General features: G+C 57.8%; 22 protein-coding genes. 15 read left to right on the top strand and 7 right to left on the bottom strand.

Annotation, left to right across the window (positions count from 1 at the left end; genetic code table 11):
• The first annotated feature begins 919 nt into the window (after nucleotides 1-919).
• A complete protein-coding gene (locus NKJ37_RS21635; protein WP_127291957.1) occupies nucleotides 920-1,219 on the top strand; it encodes a hypothetical protein in 300 nt (99 codons plus the stop codon).
• Nucleotides 1,220-1,626: 407 nt separating this feature from the next.
• Entirely contained in the window at nucleotides 1,627-1,800 is a 174-nt protein-coding gene (locus tag NKJ37_RS21640) for a hypothetical protein (protein ID WP_023809614.1), read from the top strand.
• Nucleotides 1,801-2,289: 489 nt separating this feature from the next.
• On the opposite strand, the gene NKJ37_RS21645 is transcribed toward NKJ37_RS21640, so the two are convergent.
• Nucleotides 2,290-2,478, bottom strand: a complete 189-nt coding sequence (locus NKJ37_RS21645) for a DUF3606 domain-containing protein (protein WP_023809615.1) — start codon at nucleotides 2,476-2,478, stop codon at nucleotides 2,290-2,292.
• Nucleotides 2,479-2,589: 111 nt separating this feature from the next.
• On the opposite strand from NKJ37_RS21645, the gene NKJ37_RS21650 reads away from it, so the two are divergent.
• Together NKJ37_RS21650 and NKJ37_RS21655 are read left to right on the top strand one after the other, a co-directional pair.
• Nucleotides 2,590-3,453 carry an ATP-dependent DNA ligase gene (locus NKJ37_RS21650; RefSeq protein ID WP_352774937.1) on the top strand — a complete coding sequence of 288 codons (864 nt, stop codon included), beginning with the start codon at nucleotides 2,590-2,592 and terminating at the stop codon, nucleotides 3,451-3,453.
• The gene (locus NKJ37_RS21655; RefSeq protein WP_352774939.1) at nucleotides 3,453-3,680 is read left to right on the top strand and encodes a hypothetical protein; all 228 of its coding nucleotides are present in this window, start codon (nucleotides 3,453-3,455) and stop codon (nucleotides 3,678-3,680) included. The genes NKJ37_RS21650 and NKJ37_RS21655 overlap by 1 nt, the downstream gene beginning before the upstream one ends.
• Here the strand turns inward: NKJ37_RS21655 and NKJ37_RS21660 are convergent.
• Nucleotides 3,677-3,922, bottom strand: coding sequence for a hypothetical protein (locus NKJ37_RS21660; RefSeq protein WP_352774941.1), 246 nt, complete (start codon nucleotides 3,920-3,922; stop codon nucleotides 3,677-3,679). The genes NKJ37_RS21655 and NKJ37_RS21660 overlap by 4 nt on opposite strands.
• A gap of 11 nt (nucleotides 3,923-3,933) precedes the next feature.
• Nucleotides 3,934-4,167 (bottom strand): hypothetical protein, encoded by a 234-nt coding sequence (locus tag NKJ37_RS21665; protein ID WP_023809618.1) that lies wholly within the window; start codon nucleotides 4,165-4,167, stop codon nucleotides 3,934-3,936.
• Between the two features lie 80 nt (nucleotides 4,168-4,247).
• Between NKJ37_RS21665 and NKJ37_RS21670 the strand changes: the two genes are divergently transcribed.
• Nucleotides 4,248-4,967 carry an SOS response-associated peptidase gene (locus NKJ37_RS21670; protein ID WP_352774943.1) on the top strand — a complete coding sequence of 240 codons (720 nt, stop codon included), beginning with the start codon at nucleotides 4,248-4,250 and terminating at the stop codon, nucleotides 4,965-4,967.
• Here the strand turns inward: NKJ37_RS21670 and NKJ37_RS21675 are convergent.
• On the bottom strand, nucleotides 4,964-5,152 hold the full coding sequence (locus tag NKJ37_RS21675) for a hypothetical protein (protein WP_023809620.1): 189 nt from the start codon (nucleotides 5,150-5,152) through the stop codon (nucleotides 4,964-4,966). The two genes, NKJ37_RS21670 and NKJ37_RS21675, sit on opposite strands and share 4 nt — an antisense overlap.
• 167 nt (nucleotides 5,153-5,319) lie before the next feature.
• On the opposite strand from NKJ37_RS21675, the gene NKJ37_RS21680 reads away from it, so the two are divergent.
• Nucleotides 5,320-5,505, top strand: coding sequence for a hypothetical protein (locus NKJ37_RS21680; RefSeq protein WP_245273113.1), 186 nt, complete (start codon nucleotides 5,320-5,322; stop codon nucleotides 5,503-5,505).
• A gap of 606 nt (nucleotides 5,506-6,111) precedes the next feature.
• Here the strand turns inward: NKJ37_RS21680 and NKJ37_RS21685 are convergent.
• Together NKJ37_RS21685 and NKJ37_RS21690 are read right to left on the bottom strand one after the other, a co-directional pair.
• The gene (locus NKJ37_RS21685; RefSeq protein WP_023809623.1) at nucleotides 6,112-6,834 is read right to left on the bottom strand and encodes a Crp/Fnr family transcriptional regulator; all 723 of its coding nucleotides are present in this window, start codon (nucleotides 6,832-6,834) and stop codon (nucleotides 6,112-6,114) included.
• 561 nt (nucleotides 6,835-7,395) lie between these two features.
• Nucleotides 7,396-8,838, bottom strand: coding sequence for a LuxR C-terminal-related transcriptional regulator (locus NKJ37_RS21690; protein ID WP_031212654.1), 1,443 nt, complete (start codon nucleotides 8,836-8,838; stop codon nucleotides 7,396-7,398).
• Nucleotides 8,839-9,030: 192 nt separating this feature from the next.
• On the opposite strand from NKJ37_RS21690, the gene NKJ37_RS21695 reads away from it, so the two are divergent.
• Nucleotides 9,031-9,405 (top strand): hypothetical protein, encoded by a 375-nt coding sequence (locus NKJ37_RS21695; RefSeq protein ID WP_352774945.1) that lies wholly within the window; start codon nucleotides 9,031-9,033, stop codon nucleotides 9,403-9,405.
• Between the two features lie 424 nt (nucleotides 9,406-9,829).
• Nucleotides 9,830-11,602 carry a DNA ligase D gene (ligD, locus tag NKJ37_RS21700; RefSeq protein ID WP_352774947.1) on the top strand — a complete coding sequence of 591 codons (1,773 nt, stop codon included), beginning with the start codon at nucleotides 9,830-9,832 and terminating at the stop codon, nucleotides 11,600-11,602.
• A gap of 50 nt (nucleotides 11,603-11,652) precedes the next feature.
• Here the strand turns inward: ligD and xth are convergent, their stop codons facing one another.
• Complete coding sequence (gene xth / locus NKJ37_RS21705) at nucleotides 11,653-12,450, bottom strand: exodeoxyribonuclease III (protein WP_023809627.1); 798 nt, start codon at nucleotides 12,448-12,450, stop codon at nucleotides 11,653-11,655.
• Between the two features lie 551 nt (nucleotides 12,451-13,001).
• Here xth and NKJ37_RS21710 point away from each other — a divergent pair.
• From NKJ37_RS21710 to NKJ37_RS21740, 7 genes are all read left to right on the top strand, one after another.
• A complete protein-coding gene (locus NKJ37_RS21710) occupies nucleotides 13,002-14,171 on the top strand; it encodes a fasciclin domain-containing protein (RefSeq protein WP_352443095.1) in 1,170 nt (389 codons plus the stop codon).
• A 914-nt stretch (nucleotides 14,172-15,085) separates the two neighbouring features.
• On the top strand, nucleotides 15,086-16,723 hold the full coding sequence (locus NKJ37_RS21715; RefSeq protein ID WP_023809629.1) for a methyl-accepting chemotaxis protein: 1,638 nt from the start codon (nucleotides 15,086-15,088) through the stop codon (nucleotides 16,721-16,723).
• 23 nt (nucleotides 16,724-16,746) lie between these two features.
• Complete coding sequence (locus tag NKJ37_RS21720) at nucleotides 16,747-17,214, top strand: chemotaxis protein CheW (RefSeq protein ID WP_023809630.1); 468 nt, start codon at nucleotides 16,747-16,749, stop codon at nucleotides 17,212-17,214.
• Complete coding sequence (locus NKJ37_RS21725) at nucleotides 17,211-18,449, top strand: CheR family methyltransferase (RefSeq protein WP_023809631.1); 1,239 nt, start codon at nucleotides 17,211-17,213, stop codon at nucleotides 18,447-18,449. The genes NKJ37_RS21720 and NKJ37_RS21725 overlap by 4 nt, the downstream gene beginning before the upstream one ends.
• Entirely contained in the window at nucleotides 18,449-19,153 is a 705-nt protein-coding gene (locus NKJ37_RS21730) for a chemotaxis protein CheW (RefSeq protein ID WP_127297588.1), read from the top strand. Before NKJ37_RS21725 ends, NKJ37_RS21730 begins: the two co-directional genes overlap by 1 nt.
• Nucleotides 19,150-21,423, top strand: coding sequence for a hybrid sensor histidine kinase/response regulator (locus NKJ37_RS21735; RefSeq protein WP_352630559.1), 2,274 nt, complete (start codon nucleotides 19,150-19,152; stop codon nucleotides 21,421-21,423). Before NKJ37_RS21730 ends, NKJ37_RS21735 begins: the two co-directional genes overlap by 4 nt.
• A complete protein-coding gene (locus NKJ37_RS21740; RefSeq protein WP_352630557.1) occupies nucleotides 21,416-22,465 on the top strand; it encodes a chemotaxis response regulator protein-glutamate methylesterase in 1,050 nt (349 codons plus the stop codon). The genes NKJ37_RS21735 and NKJ37_RS21740 overlap by 8 nt, the downstream gene beginning before the upstream one ends.
• The last annotated feature ends 13 nt before the right edge of the window (nucleotides 22,466-22,478 follow it).

Below are 22,478 nucleotides of genomic sequence, written 5' to 3' on the forward strand. Positions count from 1 at the left end.
AACACTTCCGCATTGACGCCTCTGCCAGCCAAAACGGCCGTCGAGATCGCATTATTCGCGGAAAGAAGCATTCGATTAGTCGCCCGTTGAAACGGCTCTACCAACTCTCAAAGGCAAGGTTTGCTCCCGATCACCCGACCTATCGCAGGTGGGGCGCCTTCGGCTGCAACAATCAACTGAATCAGGCGGCATCTCTCATTTCTGCGTCGTTGACGGGAAACTCCTGGAAAGACAGGCCACTCCGTCGAGCCCAATTCCGCTCAACATCGAGGAGTTCATTCTCACCAGTCAAGCCGTTCATAAACAGTCTGAGTACGTGTGCAGCTATGCGCTCACCGTCCTGCGAAGCAACACGTACACCGCGCTCTTTGCAGACCGTCCGACAAACATGGGCAAGCACCATAATATCGCTCGGCTCCAAAAACCGACCTGGATATAACATACCGTCCTCCCTGGGAAAGCTACATTGAGCTTCTGATTACATAGGGTCACCGGCAGCCACAATTAACTATGATAGTCGTTTACTCGACTCTGCAGAAATTTGAGCTGCCCACCAAAACGCATCGGGCATAGCGCCACTACGGCACCGAGGTACGGGCTATTCAGGACACGCGAGGTGCCTCCGAGCTTAGAATTTTAGGCAAGCTTCGCTTCTTCGCGTGAGAGATCCACCATAATCCGCAGGCAGTGCACTGTGAACTCTCCCCCGAAAGACCGATAGCAGCGGCGCAATTGTGTGGATCCGCGCTGTTTAGCCCATTCACTCGACGATGTTCAGGACGCTCGTTCTATGACAGCGACGCGCTTGGCCCTCATCGCTCCGCAAGCGGGGCGGGCGCCTTGATTAGTCATTTTTCTGGGAACCGTCGTTTCGCAGCGAAGTTCGGTACCGAAGGGACGTTCCGAGATGGAGTTGATCATGAAACAGGTTCTTTTCGCTTCAGCCATTATGGCACTGTCAACTGGCCTCGCCTTTGCGCAATCGACCACCACGACCACAGGCGGATCGTCGAGCTCGACAACCAAGACAATGCCGAGCACTACGACCGATCAGGGGACGGATTCGACCACCACGAGTGGAACGAACTCGAACTCCGCCAAGGACTGCGCTCCGGGTCAACAAACTGGTAGCGCCAAGCAGGCCGCGCCAGGTCAACAGGATACCGATGCTAACTCGGCTGCTCCTGGCCAGGTGAAGAAGACCACGGAAGGCTGCTGACCTGACCTGTCCCAGGTTGATGCATAGCGGTCGATTCTCAGGATGTCGCCGCATTGGAAAAACCCGTCGTGCTAGGCCGGCACGGCGGGTTGATAGCAGGACTATAGTCTTGCATTTCGCAGCGAAGGTCCAAGCTGTGCCAGTTGGTTCTCTGCTTGTCCAACGGCCGTTCCATTACATTAGTTAGTCGACATATATGTTATCGCCGCCTGCAAGCTGTGCCATGTTGGTTCACCCTAGTGGCACCTGTTTTGCATCGCCCGCGACAGCAGGGGAAAACCAACACCCCAGCGAGTCCCGTTATCCCTGGGACGGCCTGCCGCTGCCGTGAATGGGGCGGCGGGCTTTTTTCTTATTCGATGAAACGAACGGTCATGCCGTGAGTTGGCTTCCCAAAGGAGGAGCCGATGAAAAAGGAAGGCGATGGGCGTGTAGACAAAGGCAATCAGCAACTGCTTGCCCGTCGTTTGTCTGAAGAAGTCGGCATTTCAGAACCTGAGGCGCGCGCTCTGATCAAGCTTATCGGCACGGACTGGAATTCGCTGCTTCGTGAAGCCCGATTCTTGAAGGAGCGTCATTAGAAGTCCGCCGCCTATTGGGGCGCCGGCGGCGGACCTGTTAAGCGGCTACATCCTTGGGAATCGACCGCTCGTAGGGTTAATGTGCCACTTGGAGGCCAGTTCCATGTAATTGCACAGCGGCAAGAGCATGCGACTTCCGCTTTATCCGGCATAGGCCATCAGGCGTAATTGTAGCGACGCCATTGTCTAGTATCATATGGGGCCTGGTCATTAGGCCCACCCTCGTGCCCAGCATGGTCGGCACGGTCACTCACTCGATCCTTCGGCTGCTTGATCGTGCCGACTACTGCCGACGTCTGCTACTGCCGGTGGAAAGAGCCGGTTCCAAGGGCTGGTGCCCTGGCAATTCATGCCAAGCGACTTGGCGTAGGTCGCGCATGTCGACCTGCTGGCCGCACGTGGGGCAGGTGTAGAAATTCTCCCGCTCGTCGGCTGGCTCGCCGCCGTGCTGCCTGCCGGGGATGGGTGGTCCAAGGTCGGATAGCTTGGTCATCTACTGCCCAGCGCTTTTGCTTCTCGTTCTAGCGTCTCACGGTCGTTGCCGTGCTTTTTGATAAGTTCACGCACCTCGGGGATCGTAAGCTGAAACTTGCTGGCGAGATAACCCACCTCGTACTCTTCGTCGCCTGATACCCGGTCGCGGTCCCGGAAATCACGCTTGCTCTTGTCGTCGGCCATTGGTGTTCCTCCTAGGGGTTGTTGATCCGCAACGCGCACCGGGCCGCATCGTTCATCCTTCTTGGAACTATTTTAGCTAAAGCTAATTGAATCGCCGGTGTGGGTCAGTTCATGCGTTTGAAGTTCATCAAGCCGATGGAGCCGGAGCTTGTCGACAAGCCGCCAGAGGGTGACGACTGGGTTCATGAGATAAAGTTCGACGGCTACCGCACGCAGCTTATCAAGGACGAAGACGGCATCCGAGTGCTGACTAGGAGAGGGTACGACTGGACTGCACGGTACAAGGTTCTTGCCGACCAAGCTGCGGGGATCGAAGCCGACGACTTCATCATTGAGGGTGAAGCCATCGTGGTTGATGAGGCTGGACGCTCCGATTTCCATGCGCTGCAGTCGGCGGTCAGCAGCCGCGAGACCTATCAGGACTATTATCTTGTCGCCTTCGATTTGCTGCACCTAAACGGACAAGACCTGCGCAGCATGCCGCTCGAGGACCGGCGCGAGATCCTGGAGGGAATGATCGATGCCGGCGGCCGCATCCAATTCAGCGAGGCGATGCCGGGCACGGGTGACGCCGTGTACTACGTCGCAGACCAGACTGGACAGGAAGGTATCGTCTCGAAGCGCCGGGACAGTCCCTATCGCAGCGGCCCGACGATGAACTGGCGCAAAATCAAGTGCTACGATGAAAAGGAGATGGACATCATCGGCGTTCAGCGCGATCCGGGCCAGGCGGCAAGGGTTCTTATGGCTGACAACGGCCGCTATCTCGGCACCGCCAACGTCAATTTTAAGTTCGATAAACGCAAGCACCTGTGGGACCGGGTTCAGGGCAAAGTCGGCGGACCGGTGCCGAAAGGCCTGAAGAGAGACAAGGCGGAATGGCTGAAGCCGGGTCTTGTCGGCCGCGTGAAGTTCCTGAAAGGTGAGGAGCAACTACGCCACGCGAAGCTGCTCGATTACCGGGAGGAGGAATAATGGCGGTTGCCAAGAAAGATCAGGAGCGCATCACCTATGCCTGGATGTATGGCGCCCAGGCACGCAAGGACGGCAAGGAGCGCTCGGTGCCGGAGTATTGGGAAGAACAGGCCGACGCTTGGCTGCAGGGTTTTGATGACCATCCTTTGGCCGACGCCGGCAAGGTCAAGCCTGTCAGTGAGCAGATGGAAGCGGAAGTCGATGAGGCCGGCGTCAGCGAGCATTAGAGCGGCTTGCCGGCGCGCATCATGGCCCGCGCAATCGCGAGCTGCGTTTCCGTCCTGGCGTTCTCTTTCTGCGTCATGTTGTCGGCGGCGATGAGCCGTTTCAATGCCCGCAATATCTCGCCCCGCGTCCATCCCGCCTCTATCATGCAATCGACAATCGCCTGAAATCCGGGCTCCATTGCCTCCTGGCAGTCAATTGCCCGGTCCTGATATTCGTCCTGTCTGCTGGGTGGATTGATCATGCGCTGCATTCTCAGTTGGCGGGGCCTTTGGGCATCGTCTCGGACGTAGTTCCGTCGAGAAGATCGAGAAACGAGTGCATCGCCTTCACCATCATCCGCGCACCGTTTTCGTTTAATGTGAAGGATCGCTTCCCCTCATCAGTCAACAGCCCGACCAGGCAGACCTTGGGATTGTCGCGGTCGTCGATATCGATTGTGACGCCCGATACCCCTGGCAGCATCACGTCCTTTTGCTTCTTAGGCATCACTACGACAGCCTTGACTCGTTCTCACTCTGTTCCCATTTTGGGCAGGCCTCGATCCTTGTCAATGAGACGACCCTAAAATGTGTGGACGCGTTTTCGTAAAATCGACAATCCCGGACATGGTGCGGCGCTTCGAGTTCGCGCACCCCGGCGACATCGAGCGCTTGGGCAACGGGTTCCCGATCTGGAACGGTGCGCCCAGCCTGACCTATCCAATCATTATCCGCGAAGAGCTTTCCACGAGCATGGCCGGTTTCGTTTCTGCGAAGTGGGGACTTGTTCCCGGCTGGGCGCGCGATGGCGGCGGCCGTCCGCCGCCTGTCAATGCGCGCTACGAGACCATTGCCGGCAATGGCATGTTCCGAAAGGCATATGCCGCGCGCCGCTGCCTGGTGCCTGTCGACGGCTATTTCGAATGGCAAAAGCTCGACCCTTCGGGCAAGAAAAAACAGGCTTACGCTATCGCCATGAAGGATGACGATCCTTTTGCCATGGCTGGAATCTGGGAAGAATATGCCGACAAGGCGACCGGCGAGTTGATCCGGACCTTCGCTGTCGCCACCTGCGAGCCAAATACGTTGATGGCGACGATCCATGATCGCATGCCGGTTATTCTGGCGCCGGCCGATTACATGCGCTGGCTCGGGCCGGAAACAGATCCTCGCGACCTCATGAAGCCCTATCCATCCGACCTCATGAAGATGTGGCCGATCGACAGCAAGGTCGGGAAACCAAGCAACAACACGCCCGACATCATCGACGAGATCGGTTTGGGGCCGACCGATTTGTTCGACGTCTAGAGATACTGATCGCCGTCGCCGCGGTGCTCATAGCAGAACCAATGTGATTCCCTGCGCGGCCGGGCAAAGCCCCAGCCGGCGACCTTGCCACAACCGTTACGCTCACATGTGTGGCCAAGCACCTTCACGTGGTCGCGCTGTGCCGGCGTCATGCCTTCGGCTAGTCTCGCTGGTTCGTCGCTCATGGCAGAAAGATTCCACAGTCAGACTTGACGGGCAAGGAAAATGTTCCTTTTCTGTTCTCATGGCACACGAACCGATCGACACGCTGGGCAAAGCGACCCGGCACAACATGCTTGTGAAAGCGGAATGCAGCTGCGGCAATGTCCGCTACTGCCGATCGGCCGACCTGATGATGGTCTACGGCGGCGGCGTCGATCCGCAGACGCTGAAGTTCAATTGCAGCCGGTGCCAACCTCAGATCAAGATCACGCTGCTGGAGGTGCATCCAGAGCACTTGCCGAAGCGTCTGCTGATCCACAAACCGATGAAGATCGACGGCAAGATCACCTGGCATACCGAGCGCTTCAAAGGATGACGAAGACCCTCGCCGATACGTTGGCCGCGCGCGAATGCCTCTATGTAAATTGCGGGCATGCTATGTGCTGCAAGTCCATCAAGCTCGACATCCATGCGCTGATAGATCGCCTCGGGCCAGATCACGGATCGATGCACTGGGACCTGGTCGGGCTTTTTGGCTGCTCGGATTGCAAGGCTGCGGGTCGCGACCATCGACCGGTGTTCTTCACATGTATTCCCGATTACGAGGGTCAGCAACGGAAGCGCAATCGCGAATGGGAGCCGACTTTCGATGGTGAGTAACAGGTAGCCGCGCGGCAGGGCATGGGAGCGTACCGGCAGCATGTGGAGTTGTTGGGCTGTGCGGCGCTGGCCAAGCAGACATCAGGTCCGCCGCCTAACACACACATGGCCATTCTTCCAGGCGCAGTTAAGGTGTGGTCCCGGAAGCCAAGGCCTGTGTGTGCGTCCGTCGGCCATTCCCTACGGTTGGGTAGAGTCATTGTGCTTGGCAATTTTCTCCAAGAGCTTACGTGAGGCTTCGAGGATAAGGCGTGTTACGGCGACTCGTCGGCAGGCTAGCCGCTGTGCTGGTCGGATAGCTTCGTCATGGCTATTTAGTGGTTTACGTCCGGCATGCGATGGTCTTAACGAGCAGTACGTATTCGGCCTCTGGCTTGCCGTAGGTGCCATTTGAGCAGGCCGCAAGGCCGCTGCGGTCCCTAATACGCACTTCGCCCCGCCGAGAATAGATGAGCCCGCGTCCTTCCAGCATTTGAAGCCCAACGGTAACTCCTGGCCGTCTTGCTCCAAGCATGACGGCGAGAAACTCATGGGTGATCGCAAGGCGTTCGCCGTGGATCCGATCGTCACACATCAGAAGCCAACGCGCCAAACGCTCTTCAAGGTTTGATTTGGCGTTGATCAGGGCCGTATAGCTGGTCTGAATGTGGAAGTAGTGGACATAGCGTAACAGGAACAGGCGCAATGTTGGGCTGTTCGCAAGAGCATCCTTGAAGGGCTCGGTTCCGATCCGGAAAGCGCTACCGGGCGACTGAACGTAACATTCATGCGGGGCATAGTCAGCGCCCATCACGAGCGCGGCACCGGTCATTCCCTCAAAACCGACAAGTCCAACCTCGGCCTCCTTGCCTGAAGCCGTCGCGACCACAGAAGCGATGCCGTCCTCCAGGAAGTAAACCGTCTCGATCTCTGAATCGGCTTTCTCTAAGGTCATCTTCAGCTTGAGGGCACACGGCTCAAGATGTGGCTGCAAAAGCGCCAGGTCACCAGGGTTAAGCCGACGCAGCAATTCGTTTTTATAGGAATCGTTCTGTGGATTGGTCATAGCTCAATCCCACTTGGGGCAAGAGCTTTCCAATCTCCTTGCCGTCCGCGCCCGTAAACACGTGCAGACGATTTGGCGAACTTACGCCCTCTGGCGCGCGATTGACAGTGAAATGCAAACTGATGCACGGCGTCCCCTCAGCCGCGGAATTACAAAACAGGGTGTACAAATTTAAAGGGTTGGAATCGTACAGAACTCTGCTTCGTACGAATCCAACAATTTGCGATAGCGGCCAACGAGCCGGCTTGATGTGCACCGGGAAGGAAGCAACTCTGGGGCGGCCTCGGTTTTGGCGGCACGATCAACTGGGCCGACGACAGGTTCTCGGCTTTCGGCGAAGCCATCGCCCGGACGGGCCTCAAAGACTTCGGTGACAGTCATGTACTGACCGGCTCGCTCGGCTTGCGCGTCAAGTGGTGAGTTGCTTGGCTCTTACAAGCTGATGTAGATCATCGTTGAGCGTCGGCTGTTTGGAGTTGCAGAGCTGAAGCTGCCATTCAGCTTCCGGCCCCAATGCTGCCGAGGAGCAATGCGCCTCTGAGGTGACCAGGAGTGAAGAAGCTATGCCAAACCCGCACGACGGGCGCCTTCTCTGATTGCAGCAGTGGCGACAGGATTGGTAACCGGATAGGTTCTGATGAACACCTCAGCCGTGAAATTCGGGAACTCGTCCTTCAGTCGCGAATTGATCCTGGCGACCTGAGGCGTTTCATTGAGCATCGCATGAGCCATTGCCACAAACAGAAGTGTGGCGGGCGAATCTGGCGCAGATTGACGTAGCGCGACCAGGGATTCACGGTAAAAGCCTAGAACGTAGCTGCATCGCGCAAGCATTCCATAATACCAAGGAACATAAGGATTTAGCCGGACCGCTCGCTTGGCCAGTTCGTAGCCACGCTTCGGGTCGCTACCAACAAGAGCAAGGCTACCCGCAAGAAAGGCAAGTGAGTCCGCGTCATTTGGAGCAGCCACCGACACTCGGTCATGTTCTTCGACAGCAGCTTCGACATCGCCCTGCAATGCCCGAAGATCGGCAAGCATTATGCGGGCGTAAATGTCGGCCGGATCGAGCGCCAGCGCTTGCTTGACACATTTGCTCCAGCTCTCGATCGAGCCGGAAAGGTTGTCGGTAAACCCGTTGATGGCTTCCACAGCATGCGCAAGTGCCAGCGCGGTCCAAGCTCTTGCTAGACCCGGGTCGAGTTCGATCGCACGCGCCAGTAGCCGTATCGCCTCCTTGTTCGACTCACGGGTGAAAAGGTGCTTCTGCTCAAGCCCAAGCAGATAGCAGTCATAGGCCTGCAAACTTGCTGGAGCCTTCCGACGAGCAGCATCGCGTCGCAGATTGGCGAGCTGACCGTGGCAAGTTGCAAGGACATTGATGACGTTTTCGGTCACGCTGTCCAGCATCGCAAACAGGTTGTTCGCGGAACGATCGTAACGCATCGTCCAGACATCGACCCCTGTGTGGGCGTCGACGAGTTGGACGCGGATGCGCACCCGCTGCCCGTCCACTTGAAAACTTCCCTCGATCACATAGTCGGCATTCAACTCTCGTCCGAGAGCTCGCACGTCAACACGCCGTCCCTTGTAGGAAAGCATTGTTTGGCGGGCGATCACCGCAAGGTCCCGGTAGCGAGAGAGATCAACTATGAGGTCCGCCGACAAACCATCAGCGATACGAGTCCAGCGTTCTTCTCCGCTTAGATTGTCGAACGGGAGAACTGCGAGGACCGGCGGACCCGGCTCGTCGGTCGAAAGACTTCCGGGTGGTGCATGGCTGCGGTCCTGCTGGCGGTGATCGGCAAGTAACCCAGCAAGCGCCACTTTACTGCGAACATCGAGCTTCCGATAAATGGCCGAAAGATGGGTCCGAACGGTGGTAGGCGCTATGAAGAGTGTTTCGCCAATTTCGCGATAAGTCATTCCCTCCGCAAACTTTGCCGCGACCATCAACTCCCGATCCGATAAGCCGGCGAGAGGATTGCCTACGGGGCGAAGCATCGTTCCATTTTCCTTGCTGCCGACCTGTGGCCAGAACCCGATGGCCTTACATCAGGATGAAAATACTACAGATGCGATATCGAAAACACTGCATTTGCACGATTCCATGCGACGGGTCAGCATCCTAGTCTCTGCAGGTGGGCAGGTTAGGTTGCTTGGCAGGCCTGGTCGATTTAGAACACGGAGGGCTCCATGACAAAGTTGCCTGTCTTGACCGTACTACTGGTGCTTTTGGTGTCGGCGGGGCCATGCTTGTCCGAAGGTACCCAAACCGACAGCAAACTGACTTCGGAAGAAACGGTGAAAGCTGCCAGCGCTGAACTGTATTCCGACATTCTCGTGCGAGCATGCAGGAACGGATGGCGGTATCCGCGCAGCTACATTGAAAACGGATTCAGGCGCCACCTGGCGGAGCTGAAACTGCAGCTTGTCGATCAGGGTTACACTGTCGTACCCGACCTGACCGCGAATGATCCGCAGGTCCAAAGAACGATATCGAGGACCAAACGCCGTCTGGTTGGCTCGCGCCAATTCAGCTGTTCCCACCCATACTGGCGCGATGAATGACTCCAACGCGACGGTGTGCAATCTGATAGCCTGATTTCCGGCGGTTCTCCCCAGGTTGGAAGGATGGCGTTGACGAATGGCAGGTTGTTATTCCGGGAGGAGTGACACTCCTCCTGGGGCTGTAAACAACTTCATGGAATGACCGCTCTTCGGCTGCGTGGCTCCGCAAGCTGCCGATCCGCTCCCGGCCCAAAAGCCGAGCTAGCCTCAGTTGGCCCTTAGTAGGCGAGTGATAGCCCAATTTTCCTGCAACGAAGACCCGCTAGGCCCGCTGACCGACGAAGAAAGTGCGATTTCTCCTGTCGTTGATCTCCCTTGCAGCCGGCTGGCCCAGGATTGCCGGTGCAAGCAGTCGAACATGCTATTTCGCTAAAACCTGGAACCTATTGGTGCACTGAGCCTTGAGTCGCGGTTCGGAGGGTGCATGAGTAAGGCAGCAAACGGGCTCTCTTTCGTCGAGTTTCAGTCGCCGACTCTGGTCGCGACGGCGCCCGAGGGCAGCGAATGGATCCACGAGATCAAGTACGATGGCTACCGCACCGAGCTCATCATTGAGCGCGGCAAAGCGCGGGCCTTCACGCGCCGTGGCTACGACTGGTCGCATCGATACTGCCGGATAGTTGAAGCAGCTGCGAGCTTGCCGGTGAAGACCGCGATCATTGATGGGGAGGCTGTCGTTCTCGGCGACACCGGCCTTCCGGATTACCAAGCCCTGGAAAGGGAGTTGGGCAATCCAGATTCGGCGAGGCTCATCTTCTATGCCTTCGACCTGCTGCACCTTAATGGGCGCGATCTTCGGCAACAGTCATTGGTGAAGCGCAAGGCAGCCCTGGAGAGGCTACTGGAGAACACCGCGCCGACACTAAACTATGCCGAACATCTGGAGGTAAGCGGCAAGGATGTGTTTCAACATGCCTGCCGGATGGGGTTGGAGGGGATCGTATCCAAGCGCGTCGATGCGGCCTACGGCTCGGGGGTTCAGACCAGTTGGTTGAAGGTAAAGTGCATCAAGAGCGACACCTTCCCTATCGTGGCTTTCGTAGAGAAACTCGGTGCTCACCCGCGCCGCATTGCATCGCTTTATATCGGGCGCCGCGAGGGCAACCGACTGCTCTATGCCGGCAAGGCTCGCAGCGGGTACACCTTGAGCGCTGCGAAACTTGTGCGAGAGCGGCTTGACCCGCTGATCATCAGCAAGTCGCCTTTGTCAGAGCCGATTGTGAAGCCGAAAGCGACTTGGGTGAAACCACACGTGCTGGCCGAGGTCCAGTTCAGCGGCGTCACCGATCGCGGGGTGCTGCGCGAGGCAGTGTTCAAGGGTTTGCGCGAAGACCTCGTGCCAATCCCGGCCAAGCCTCAAGCGCCATCAAAGCGACGCGGGCCAACCCGGAAACATGGCGTTCCCAGTGAAAACATCCTGCAACTGCTGCCAGACGCTGTCTCGCCCTCCAAGGACGAGCTTGCGCGTTACTGGGAGAGGGTTGCGGATCATGCCCTGGTTCATCTCGGCCACAGACCGCTGAAGCTGGTCCGCCATGCTCATGGCGCGACCTTCTATCACAAAGGCGCACTGCCGCAGATCCCGGCGGCAGTGCATCAATTGCGGCTGCAGAAGCGCGAGGGTGGCGAAGGTGTGCGCGTGTGGGTGGACGACCTTGCCGGTTTGCTGGGACTGGTCGAGATGGATGCGGTAGAGCTGCATCCCTGGAACGCCACCGTCGACGATATCGAACATGCCGACCGTATTGTTCTGGACCTTGACCCCGGCGAGGGCGTGGAGTGGGAGCAAGTCATCGAGGCCGCACTGGCGCTCCGCGACATCCTGGAAGCGGAAGGGCTGGAGAGCTGGCCGAAGGTTACTGGCGGCAAAGGCATTCACCTGATGGTCCCGCTGGAGAGCAAGATCACGCACGACAGCGGCCGCCTCTTGGCCAGGTCCTTCGCCAATCGGCTCGCTGAAGCGCATCCGGACCGCTATCTACTTTCGGCCTCGCCGTCGGCTCGAACAGGCCGCATCTTCATTGATTACCTCCGCAATGGTCGGGGCAGCACTGCGGTGGGCGCCTTCTCGCCACGGGCGCGCCGCGGTTTTCCAATCGCCCATCCGGTGACCTGGAGCCAGGTTGAGGCAGCCATCCGTCCAGATGCCTTCACGATCGACCGTCCGTTCAGGGCGGCCCTCAGAAAAGCTGCGTGAGCGCAAACGCCGGAAATGAAGAGTGCTCGCCGGAGACATCCCGAATGAGATCACGTCGTGTCTTTGCCGGACCGGCCGAGTTCTATCCAGGCTGGCGCATGATCACTCGGCTTTTCCCAACCGCGCACGTCAGCGTCAACGCCGGCGTCACACAACCTGTCCGAAAGGGATGGGCTGACCAGAAGATGATCCATCCTCAGGCCGGAACTTCGATCATAGCGACCCTGGTAGGAGAAGTTCCAATAGGTGTAGACGCCTTTCTCCGGGTGGATGCGGCGGACGCCATCGGTCCAGCCGCCATCAAGCATTTCGGCATAGGCTTGCCGGCTCTCCGGAAAGTAGACTGCATCGCCTAACCAACGTTGCGGCACCACGGCATCGATCGGGGTGGGCACGACATTGTAGTCGCCGCAGAGAATGCTTGGGACGCCTTCCCTGAGCAGCAGCTTGCCGTAGCTGATCAGGCGGTCGAACCAGCGCAGCTTATACTCGAATTTCGGGCCAGGAGCGGGATTGCCGTTGGGCAGGTAGAGGCAGCCGACGACGATCCCATCCACCTCAGCCTCAATATATCGGCTGTGCGTGTCGTCAGGATCGCCCGGGAGCCCACGACGGCGCTCCAACGGCTCTTTTCCACGAGCGAGTATGGCTACGCCGTTGTAGGACTTTTGCCCGTGCCAGATTGCGCCGTAGCCGGCGTCCCTGATGGCTTCGGCGGGGAATTTCTCATCCGAGGTCTTCAATTCCTGAAGGCACACGACGTCATAGTCGGTCTGACCCAGCCACTTGATGAGCACAGGCAGGCGGCCGTTCACACCGTTGACGTTGAATGTTGCGATGCGGGTCATCAGGAGCTCTCTCCAAAACTCTTCACGCGGTATCAAGGTGAATGGCTCAGCAGTTGATCCCTCACTACGCTGCACAGGAAGACCGCATGCCGTCGGACCCTCTGCCATCAGATTTCGACATCGTTGATCCTCTCGGCTCCTTTTAACCGCCGAGCGTGGGGAAAGTTCAAGATGACAGCGATAGGATGAGTCCGGCCGAACTCGAGCGAAACTCTCAGGCAGGTGCGATGCGGCCCTCGACTGACTGAATGTCTGAAATGCGCCTCGAAGCCGACATCAAGAGTCGGCGTGCCGAACGTCCTGTCTGGCAGAGAGCGAACAGGCAGCTTACGGTATGATGATCCTCAGACGGGGCCGTTCGCGGCCCCTAAACTCGCGTTGAAAATCCTTGGCGCGCCATTGCAGTAGTGATGTCACCGCCTCCCGCAGTTTCATTGGTGGCGCAATCGTAAGGCCAAACGTCCAAAGAACTGCGCCTTGGGCAAATAGCCAAGGTCACTTATCAAAACTGATGGTTATGATAAATTCGCTCTCTCTGGGCGGAGTTTGGCATGAAGCGTCGACTGATTTTTGCAGTGTGCATCCTGATAAGTCAGGTGGCGGTCGGAAACGCCCAGACGGTTGAGACGGCGGTAGCACGCGCCCAGACGACTTCCGACAACAATATCATCCAGAATGCCGCTCTTTCCAAGGACTACACCACCCTTATAGCAGCTGTGAAAGCGGCCGGGCTGGTTGAGACGTTGGAGGGTAAAGGCCCGTTCACTGTTCTCGCGCCGACAGACGCCGCATTTGCAAGATTGCAGCAAGGTGCAGTGCAGGTTCTTCTTGCGCCCGAAGCTAAAAACGAACTCTCCAAAATCCTAAAGTGTCATGTGATTTCCGGAGATCTGAGTACCGACGCGATCCTCGCTGAGATAGCCGCGAACAACGGAGCCTACTCGGTCGACACAATCGGGGGATGCTCTCTCACTTTTCGGGCGGCAGGAAGCAATATTTCTGTAACGGACCAATTTGGCGACATTGCCAGTCTCGTTGCCAGCGACGTGAAACAGACGAACGGCTTGGTCTACGCGGTCGACAAAGTACTTTCGCCCGGCGCTCCAGACACCTCTCACGAAATTCACGCCTCTAGGATCTTTGCCGGACCGAACGAATATCCACCCACTAATTTCGCGGCTTATGGGATTCTGGCATTCAAATCGAAAGTTACCATCTACGACCAGGAACGGCAAAAGATGCTGTGCGAGGCGTTTGTGAATGCCGTCCTGCCGTCGTCGTCGCTCGTCGTCCCTACAGCGGCCCAAATGGTAACGGTATGGCCGATGGACAGCGCCGAGCATGCAAAGGCCGCAACCAAGGCGAACATAACCAGGACCTGCGACGAAGCCCTTCAGGATTATGGACTGGCTGTTTCGCAAAAGGCAGTCCGCGATGCAGTTGCAAGCGGCGTTGCTGTCGACGGCGACGGGCCTTTTCTGATTGCGTGGGCACCGCCGACGCAAATCGGAAAGCCTGGTGCTGTGGTTCTTAAAGCCGACCTTTCAACAGTGACCGAATACAAGATGGCAAGTGACATCATGCACCGGTGGGTAGTGGAAATTGAAAACAGGCCCGAGCTTTGGAGATCGGGAACGTTCGATAGAAGCTTGATCGCAACAGCTCGCGAGTGGGCGGATCACTACGGGTCCCTGATCTTTTCAGTCGTCGGTGTAAAGTGACGCCCTTCCTAGATTTCATAGCCGGGTTCGGTGTGTCCGGAGTGGTGGGATTGGTGCTTGGGCTCATTGCGATGACGATCATTGCGCCAAACACCACTGGTGGAGCGTTGCTAATCATTTTTGTTGGGATAGCAGTGGGGATTATTTTCGGCGCGATTTACCGCTCATTTAGACCAGCTAAGACGCCACCCGAAACGAAACAGTGAAATTTGCTGAGTACACGAAACGCGCTGGACTAAAAAAAAGATATTGAATAAAAAAGCCGCCGAAGCGGGTTTTTCGTTATCAAATACTAGCCAAAAGCGCGGGGCCGAGGATCATTACCTCCGGCGGCCTGTCTGGAGGCAAAGCGCGGGAATATTCGAGGCCGCCCAGAGCGATCTGCAGGGCATTTGCTGATCCAGCAGAGCCGGGAGATCGGACTGAAGGCACGGATATTTGATGTGATTCTGTACCTCTTCTCAAGCAGCGTTCTGACGGTCGCTGGCGCAGACAGACCGTCAGAACGCCGATCATCACGATGTACGCTTTTGGACGCGGCAAATGTCGACCTTCTGGCCGAAATGAGGCGCATTGCAGACTGGCGACTCTGGGCCGCAAGCGGGAGGTCGGCTTTCGGGCATCGAGCTGACCTAAGCAGTCATTCAACTCATGGCCACAAGTAGCTCATACACGCTCCTCTTGACGCGGCGTGCCACCCTAGCCGATGTCGGGCTGATGTGCGTGGACGGCAGGACGTCCTTGACCACCGCTTCTGGCGCCGCCGATTGGCGAGCCGCCTCTCCATCATTTGCGATGGAACGGAAAAGAAACCATTCAGCATCAGACTGCCGCTTTTCGACGCACCTTTTCGAATACGTCGGAACGAGCGCTTGTCGCGCAGCCCACGATGCCCCCATTGGTGAACCGGTTCCATGAAGAGTCTGACAATACGCCACCGCATCCTCGTCAGTTTCGCTGCCGTTCTGGTGGTCATGTCCGTGATAGCCGTCATGGCGTACGCCTGGTTTCTTCAGGCGGGCCAGGAGGCGACTGAGGTCGAGAAGGGCATCCTACCGGACCTTTATCACAGCACCGAGATCATGACGGGCCAGATGGCGGCCCATAGTCTGCTTCAGGAATTTGCCCTTCAGGAAAACCCGTCGGACAGAAGCACGCTTGAAAGCGCGATCACGACCAATCGCGACCAAGTGCAGCGATCGATGGACGACTATGAGGCAACAATCGTCTCCGACATCGACAAGCAGAATTATGCACTCGTCAAAGAACTCGCCAACCAATTCCGTCTGGCTGAAACTGCTGTGCTGGACACAAGCCGGGCTGCCTTGTCGAAAGGTGAAACTCCCAATGAAAGCCCGGCCCTCAAGAACACCGTAGAGCCGATTTTTGTAAAATTGCAGTCCGCTCTGCAGGCCATGGTTGAGGATCATAGAGGCGAGGCAAACAGTGCGACCCAGCGGATCAGCTCGATCGTTAGAACGGCCGAAGTCGGTTTGAGTGTTGGCTTGTTGGTAGCCCTCGGGCTAGCCCTTCTTTTGGGTTACCAGCTGTTTCGCGCCATTACAGGTCCGCTCACCCGTTTGGTCAACGCGGTTCAATTGATGCGGCAAGGCGACTTCAGCGAACGCCTCGATCTGATGCGCCGAGACGAATTCAGTGTGCTTGCCGACGGCTTCAACGCAATGGCGGACGATCTCACAACCCTCATTGGTCAGGTTCAAAGGTCCAGCATACAGGTCGGCACGTCGATAACTGAGATCGCCGCCACCTCCAAGCAACAGCAGGCAACTGCGACTGAAATCGCAGCGACCACAACAGAAATCCGCGCGACAGCCAAGGAAATCTCCGCCACATCAAACGAGCTGGTCCGCACGATGAACGAGGTCTCCACAGTTGCCGAACAAACGGCTGCCGTCGCCGGCGGAGGTCAAGCCGGGCTGACCCGTATGGAAGAAACCATGCAGCAAGTCATGGAAGCGGCCGGCGCGATCAATTCCAAACTCGCGATCTTGAGTGAGAAAGCCGGCAGCATCAATCAGGTGGTGACGACCATCACAAAAGTCGCCGATCAGACGAATCTGTTGTCGCTCAACGCTTCCATCGAGGCTGAGAAGGCAGGCCAATATGGCCGGGGTTTTGCAGTTGTAGCGACGGAAATCCGAAGGCTCGCGGACCAGACGGCTGTCTCCACCTACGATATTGAGCAGATGGTCAAGGACATCCAGTCGGCAGTCGCGGCCGGGGTGATGGGCATGGACAAGTTTTCCGAGCAGGTCCGCCGGGGTATGCAGGAAATCCAGCAGGTCGGCGGGCAACTCTTCGATATCATTCAGCAGGTTCAGGGGCTGGTGCCACGTTTCGAAGTCGCCAATGAAGGCATGCAAGCACAGGCGACCGGCGCGGGGCAGATCAGCGACACGCTAACCCAGCTAAGCGAGGCAGCTCAGCAAACAGTCGAATCCCTTCAGCAATCGACGCTCGCGATCGACGAGCTCAATCAAGTCTCAGGCGGCATGCGAAGTAGCATTTCGAGGTTCAAGCTGCGAGCATAGCGAGTCGGCAGTAGGAGGTGACAATGCTATTCCTCGCCTTCAGCATGGGTCCGGATCGCTACTTGATCGATGTCCACCAAATTGAAGAGGTGCTGCCCTATTTCGATGTGAAAGTTCTTCCGGGTGCGCCAACTGGTGTGGTGGGTTTGGTCAGCTATAACGGAATACCCATCCCTCTGATCGATGTTACCCATCTTGCGCTTGGCCGGCCATCGGAGCGCCTATTGAGCACCCGGATCGTTGTGACGCGCTATCCGGCGCATGATGGCGAGCAACGCCTGCTGGGGCTGATCGCGGAACGGGTGACGGATACGCTCGAGCGACACCCTGCCGATTTCGCGCCGTTCGGACTTGAACAAGGAACCCCGCCCTATCTTGGGCCGGTGGCTTCCGATGGTTCGGAGATCATTCAGTCGGTCAAAGTGGAAGCGCTGCTTTCGGAAGAGATTCGTACCGCTTTGCTCCGCCAGGCCGCAATAGGTGATCAATGACCGGCGCAATAGAAAAGCTCCTGATGGAAACCATCGGACTGGACAGTGCCAGTGTTGGTCCGACAGTGGTTCGTCAGGCGGTCAGAGACCGGATGGAAGCATGCCGGATAACCAACCCTCAGGCCTATAGGGAACACTTGACCGTTTCCTCGCAGGAGCTGCAGGAGCTGATCAATGCGGTGGTGATCCCAGAGACCTGGTTCTTTCGCGACCGAGAAGCGTTCACGATGCTGGCGCGGCATGCGCGCGTGCACAAGCCTGCTCAGCCGATAAGAGTCCTGAGCCTGCCATGTTCAACCGGCGAAGAGGCTTATTCGGTCGCCATGGCGATGTTCGATGCCGGCTTTGAGGCGCACGAGTTCAAGATCGATGGCGTGGACGTCAGCAGTCGCAATATCGCCACGGCTGAACGCGCCATCTATGGGCGCAATTCGTTTCGCGGGAGCCATCTCGAATTTAAAGATCGCTATTTCGAAGCGGCTGAGGGCGGGTTGCGGCCTATTGCTGGGGTGCTGAAACAGGTTCGGTTCAGGGTAGGAAACCTGTTCGGCTCTCGCGCTTTCGGGCAAGAGGTGTATGACATCCTGCTTTGCCGCAATTTGCTGATCTACTTCAATCGAGAGCTGCAGGATCGCGCATTGAGCTGCCTGAAGGACCTGCTGGCCAAGGACGGACTTCTTCTGGTCGGTCCGGCGGAAGCAGCTCTTCCAAGGTTGCATGGCTTTATTTCCGCTGAATGGCCATTGGCCTTTGCCTTTCTGAAATCGGAGGCCGTCAAGACCACGGCGCCGAAAGTTCCGGCCGCCGTCCCGGTGCGGGCGCCAAGCCCGAAGGTCAACAAGAGCGAGCCTCTTCTTCCGTTCCGACCGACAATTGGCAATGAAGGCCGTAGGCAGGCTCCGACCAAGCCGCTTGCACAGGCCTCGGAAAGCCTCATCGCGGTTGAACGGATCGCCAATGCAGGACGGGTAAAGGAGGCACAGGAGGTCGCCCTGGCGCATCTCAAGGAATTCGGTCCTTCCGCGGAAATCTTCTACCTGCTGGGCCTCGTCCAAGATGCGGATGGTTCTGCACCCGAAGCCGCGCGAAGTTATCGCAAGGCGCTCTATCTCGCACCAAATCATCGAGAAGCTCTCGTCCATCTGGCCTTGCTGCTTAGCAAGCAAGGCGACCATAACGGCGCCGAGGCGCTGGCCGGCCGGCTGGGTCGGGTCCAGAAAAGGAGCGGCGGCTGATGGCGGCTTCGACAAAGATCGCTCAGCCGGTGGAGGAGATTGCAATCGACGACTGCTGGCGGCAAATAGGCGTACGGGGCGACAAGTCATGTCCGCTACTGGAGCAGCATCTCCACTGCCGGAATTGCCCGACCTACAAGAAGATTGCACGACGCCTTCTTGACCGTGCAGCGCCCTCGGCATACCGCGACGAATGGCATGATAACGCTGATCGTGCAGGGATCCATTCGACAGACAGCGACGCGCTGCAGACGGCCGTTCTCTTCCGTTTGGGGGACGAATGGCTTGCACTGCCGGTCGGTATTTTTCATGAAGTGGCTGAATCTCGTCGCGTTCATTCACTTCCACACCGCAGGAACAGTGCACTGCTCGGTATTGCGAATGTCCGTGGTGAATTGCTCATTTGCCTGTCCCTGGCCGAATTGCTCGGGATAGACGAGCGCAAGGAGGGGGAACAAGGCACACGCACCAAGGTATTTCGCCGCCTAGTCGTGGTAGGCGAGCACGACAAGCGGGTTGCTTTTACGGTTGACGAGATCCACGGCTTACATCGGTACCAAGAACGCGACACTCTCGATGTTCCGGCCACGATTGGCAAGGCAGTGTCGGCCGCTACAGTTGCCGTGCTGCCGTGGCAGGGACGAGCCGTTGGCTGTCTCGATCCACGACAACTGCTCACGATGCTTGACCGGAGCATCGCATGACAGATGGAGACTTCAGCCAGGTTTCGATGCTCACCCTCTTCCAGGCCGAACTGGAGACGCAGTCACAGGCTCTAACCTCTGGGCTTCTGGCACTCGAACGCGATCCTATCGCCCCCGACGCCCTGGAAGCATGCATGCGTGCCGCGCATTCCCTGAAAGGAGCTGCCCGCATCATCGACCTGATGCCCGCGGTCAAAGTTGCAAATGCGATGGAAGACTGCCTGGTCGCCGCGCAACGTGGGCAGCTGAGGGTGCGACGGGAGCATATAGATGCGCTTCTGCAGGGCTCTGACCTTTTGAAATTGATCGCATCGGGATCATCGAGCGACAGCGCCAACTCAGAAGTCGAAACCTTTCTCGCGAAGTTCGAGGAATTGTCCCTCCCCAAGGCAAAGCCCGGGCCCCAAGATTCTGCAGCTGATTTCGCAACTCCAGATCATGCCCAGGAGCAACTGGCGACGACCTCTTCAGCGAACCTCCTAGTTGCGGCGGAACCGCAAGCCCAGGGCAGCATCGGCTCTGATAGAATGGTTCGGGTGACGGCAGACAGCCTGAACCGATTGCTCGGGTTGGCTGGCGAGTCGCTGATGGAAGCTCGGCGACTCAGGCCATTCGCTGACGGGCTGCTACGGCTGAAGCGACTTCAAGCGGACCTCGCGAGTTCGTTCGACAATCTTCATGCAATGCTGCCGCCGGTTTCAAACAATGCGGCGGTGGTGGAGGCGCTGGCTGAAGCGCAGCGAAAGCTTCGGTTGAACCAAGCGTTCCTGGCGGAGCGTCTCGATGAATTGGATTCAGTGGATCGGAAAGCGACTGATCTTGCCAACAGATTGTACGATGAAACGTTGGCGAGCCGGATGCGGCCTTTTGAGGACGGCGTGCGACACTATGCGAGAACGATCCGCGACCTCGGTCGTACCCTTGGCAAGCGGGTGCGACTGGAGATCGTAGGCGGCTCGACCGGCATCGACCGTGATATCCTCGAGCAGCTTGATGCCCCTTTGGGGCATCTCCTGCGCAACGCTGTAGACCATGGGCTTGAACCGCCTGATGAGCGCCTCGCGATGGGTAAACCCGAAGAGGGGCTGATCAGGCTCGAAGCGAGGCATAATGCCGGGCTGCTGCAGATAGCCGTGGTGGATGACGGCAGGGGGGTCGAGCTCTCGAAGCTGCGCGAGACTGTCGTCGCCCGGCAACTTGCAACCAGGGAAAGTGCTGACACACTCAGCGAAACCGAATTGCTCGCATTCCTGTTTCTGCCAGGCTTTTCGATGAAAGCGGGCATTACCGACGTCTCCGGTCGCGGTGTGGGGCTCGATGCAGTGCAAGCCATGACGAAGGAAGTGCGGGGAGTCGCAAGCGTCTCCTCAGAATTTGGGCACGGAACCCGATTTCAACTGCAACTGCCGCTGACGTTGTCGGTCCTGCGCACGCTGCTCGTCGATGTCGATGGGGAGCCTTATGCTTTTCCACTCGCTGCCATTTCCAAGACTTTGAAACTGCAGCGGACGCAGATCACTCTCCTGCAGGGGCGGCCACATTTTCGATTGAATGATCGACAGATTGGGCTGGTCACCGCGCGCGAGGTGCTGGATCGAGGTGAGCCCGGATCGGAACCGAACGAACTCTCGGTCGTCGTCGTGGATGCGGGCCGGGGCGATGCGTACGGCCTGATCGTCGACCGTTTTCTCGGGGAACGCGAGTTAGTGATCAGACCTCTCGATCCACGGTTTGCCAAAATTAAGGATATCAGCGCAGCAGCTCTGATGGAAGACGGTTCGCCTGTTCTGATCTTCGACGTCGACGATCTGATCCGATCGGTGGAGAAGCTTGCGTCGTCGAGCGGATTTCGAACTCTTCGGCGCGCCGCGGGCGGTCCCGAAGCGAGCAGGCGCAAGCGCGTGCTCGTGATTGACGATTCACTGACGGTTCGCGAACTCCAGCGCAAGATGCTGGGCAATTACGGTTATGAGGTCGAAGTTGCGGTCGACGGTATGGACGGGTGGAATGCCGTCCGGTCTGGTCCTTTCGACCTCGTCGTCACCGACATCGACATGCCTCGCATGGATGGCATCGAACTGGTGAGTTTGATCAGAAAGGACACTCATCTCAAGAACACACCCATCATGATCGTTTCATACAAGGATCGGGAAGAAGATCGCGCGCGCGGGCTCGACGCAGGTGCTGACTATTATCTGACCAAGAGTAGCTTTCAGGACGAGGCGCTGATCCATGCCGTCGTGGACATGATTGGCGAGGCGGTTGAATGAAATCGAGATGGGACGCCAGCGAATGAGAATCGGCGTAGTCAACGACATGCCGATGGCGGTCGAACTTCTGCGTCGACTGGTCCTGTCGACCGGCGAACATCAGGTCGCGTGGATCGCGACCAATGGGCGAGAGGCGGTCGAGGTCTGCAGACGAGATCTGCCGGATCTGATACTGATGGATCTAGCGATGCCAGAGATGGATGGCGTTGAAGCGACCCGCAGAATCATGGCGGAAACTCCGTGCTCAATCTTGCTTGTGACCGCCAGTATCGAAGCCAACCTCGCCGGCGTCTACGAAGCAATGGGTCATGGCGCCCTTGACGCAGTCGATATTCCGTCGGTGGGCATCGAAGGTAACGCGTCCTCGCAATCCGCCCGGCTTTTGACGAACAAGATAGGAACGATCGGCAAGCTGATCGGTGATGCGCCGACCCAGGCTAAAAGGCGGATGTCACGTGCGGCTGAGCCGACACCTCGACGCCTGATTGCAATCGGTGCCTCTGCCGGCGGGCCGGCTGCCGTTGCCGCAGTCCTGAGTTCGTTTCCCGTTGACTTTGGCGGCGCGATTGTACTGGTCCAGCATCTCGATGCTCAGTTCGTTCCAGGCCTCGTTGATTGGCTGGGGCAGCATACGCCTCTCCCGATCCGTCCGGCGCGGGAAAGGGATAGTCCTCAAGCGGGCACCGTTCTCGTTGCCAGTTCTGCGGATCATCTGGTTTTCAAGTCAGCTCGGCAACTTGGCTATACGCCCAGCCCCAAGGACAATGTTTATCGGCCGTCCGTAGATGTGTTCTTCGAAAGTGCGGCGCAATGGTGGCCCGGCTCGGTGACTGGTGTTCTGCTCACAGGCATGGGCAGGGATGGTGCGCGCGGGCTGAGACAGCTCCGCGACAAGGGGCATCTCACAATCGCGCAGGATAAAGCAACCAGTGCCGTCTATGGCATGCCGAAGGCCGCCGCCGACATCGGCGCGGCTGTTGATATTCTTCCTTTGAGTGCTATCGGCTCACGTATAATCGAAGCCTGCGAGCGCTCCACGTGAAAGGGCCCGTCCG

The sequence above is a fragment of the Mesorhizobium sp. M0140 genome (assembly GCF_040322475.1).
Lineage (GTDB): Bacteria > Pseudomonadota > Alphaproteobacteria > Rhizobiales > Rhizobiaceae > Mesorhizobium.

Bases quoted from the DNA above. Each gene is read 5' to 3' on its own strand.
- NKJ37_RS21690 (WP_031212654.1), bottom strand. From the start codon at position 8,838: ATGCTTCGCCCCGTAGGCAATCCTCTCGCCGGCTTATCGGATCGGGAG.
- NKJ37_RS21650 (WP_352774937.1), top strand. From the start codon at position 2,590: ATGCGTTTGAAGTTCATCAAGCCGATGGAGCCGGAGCTTGTCGACAAG.
- NKJ37_RS21720 (WP_023809630.1), top strand. From the start codon at position 16,747: ATGCTATTCCTCGCCTTCAGCATGGGTCCGGATCGCTACTTGATCGAT.
- NKJ37_RS21710 (WP_352443095.1), top strand. From the start codon at position 13,002: ATGAAGCGTCGACTGATTTTTGCAGTGTGCATCCTGATAAGTCAGGTG.
- NKJ37_RS21670 (WP_352774943.1), top strand. From the start codon at position 4,248: ATGTGTGGACGCGTTTTCGTAAAATCGACAATCCCGGACATGGTGCGG.
- NKJ37_RS21735 (WP_352630559.1), top strand. From the start codon at position 19,150: ATGACAGATGGAGACTTCAGCCAGGTTTCGATGCTCACCCTCTTCCAG.
- NKJ37_RS21645 (WP_023809615.1), bottom strand. From the start codon at position 2,478: ATGGCCGACGACAAGAGCAAGCGTGATTTCCGGGACCGCGACCGGGTA.
- NKJ37_RS21635 (WP_127291957.1), top strand. From the start codon at position 920: ATGAAACAGGTTCTTTTCGCTTCAGCCATTATGGCACTGTCAACTGGC.
- NKJ37_RS21655 (WP_352774939.1), top strand. From the start codon at position 3,453: ATGGCGGTTGCCAAGAAAGATCAGGAGCGCATCACCTATGCCTGGATG.
- NKJ37_RS21715 (WP_023809629.1), top strand. From the start codon at position 15,086: ATGAAGAGTCTGACAATACGCCACCGCATCCTCGTCAGTTTCGCTGCC.
- NKJ37_RS21680 (WP_245273113.1), top strand. From the start codon at position 5,320: ATGATGGTCTACGGCGGCGGCGTCGATCCGCAGACGCTGAAGTTCAAT.
- NKJ37_RS21640 (WP_023809614.1), top strand. From the start codon at position 1,627: ATGAAAAAGGAAGGCGATGGGCGTGTAGACAAAGGCAATCAGCAACTG.
- NKJ37_RS21665 (WP_023809618.1), bottom strand. From the start codon at position 4,167: ATGCCTAAGAAGCAAAAGGACGTGATGCTGCCAGGGGTATCGGGCGTC.
- NKJ37_RS21725 (WP_023809631.1), top strand. From the start codon at position 17,211: ATGACCGGCGCAATAGAAAAGCTCCTGATGGAAACCATCGGACTGGAC.
- NKJ37_RS21695 (WP_352774945.1), top strand. From the start codon at position 9,031: ATGACAAAGTTGCCTGTCTTGACCGTACTACTGGTGCTTTTGGTGTCG.
- NKJ37_RS21730 (WP_127297588.1), top strand. From the start codon at position 18,449: ATGGCGGCTTCGACAAAGATCGCTCAGCCGGTGGAGGAGATTGCAATC.
- NKJ37_RS21660 (WP_352774941.1), bottom strand. From the start codon at position 3,922: ATGATCAATCCACCCAGCAGACAGGACGAATATCAGGACCGGGCAATT.
- xth (WP_023809627.1), bottom strand. From the start codon at position 12,450: ATGACCCGCATCGCAACATTCAACGTCAACGGTGTGAACGGCCGCCTG.
- ligD (WP_352774947.1), top strand. From the start codon at position 9,830: ATGAGTAAGGCAGCAAACGGGCTCTCTTTCGTCGAGTTTCAGTCGCCG.
- NKJ37_RS21685 (WP_023809623.1), bottom strand. From the start codon at position 6,834: ATGACCAATCCACAGAACGATTCCTATAAAAACGAATTGCTGCGTCGG.
- NKJ37_RS21675 (WP_023809620.1), bottom strand. From the start codon at position 5,152: ATGAGCGACGAACCAGCGAGACTAGCCGAAGGCATGACGCCGGCACAG.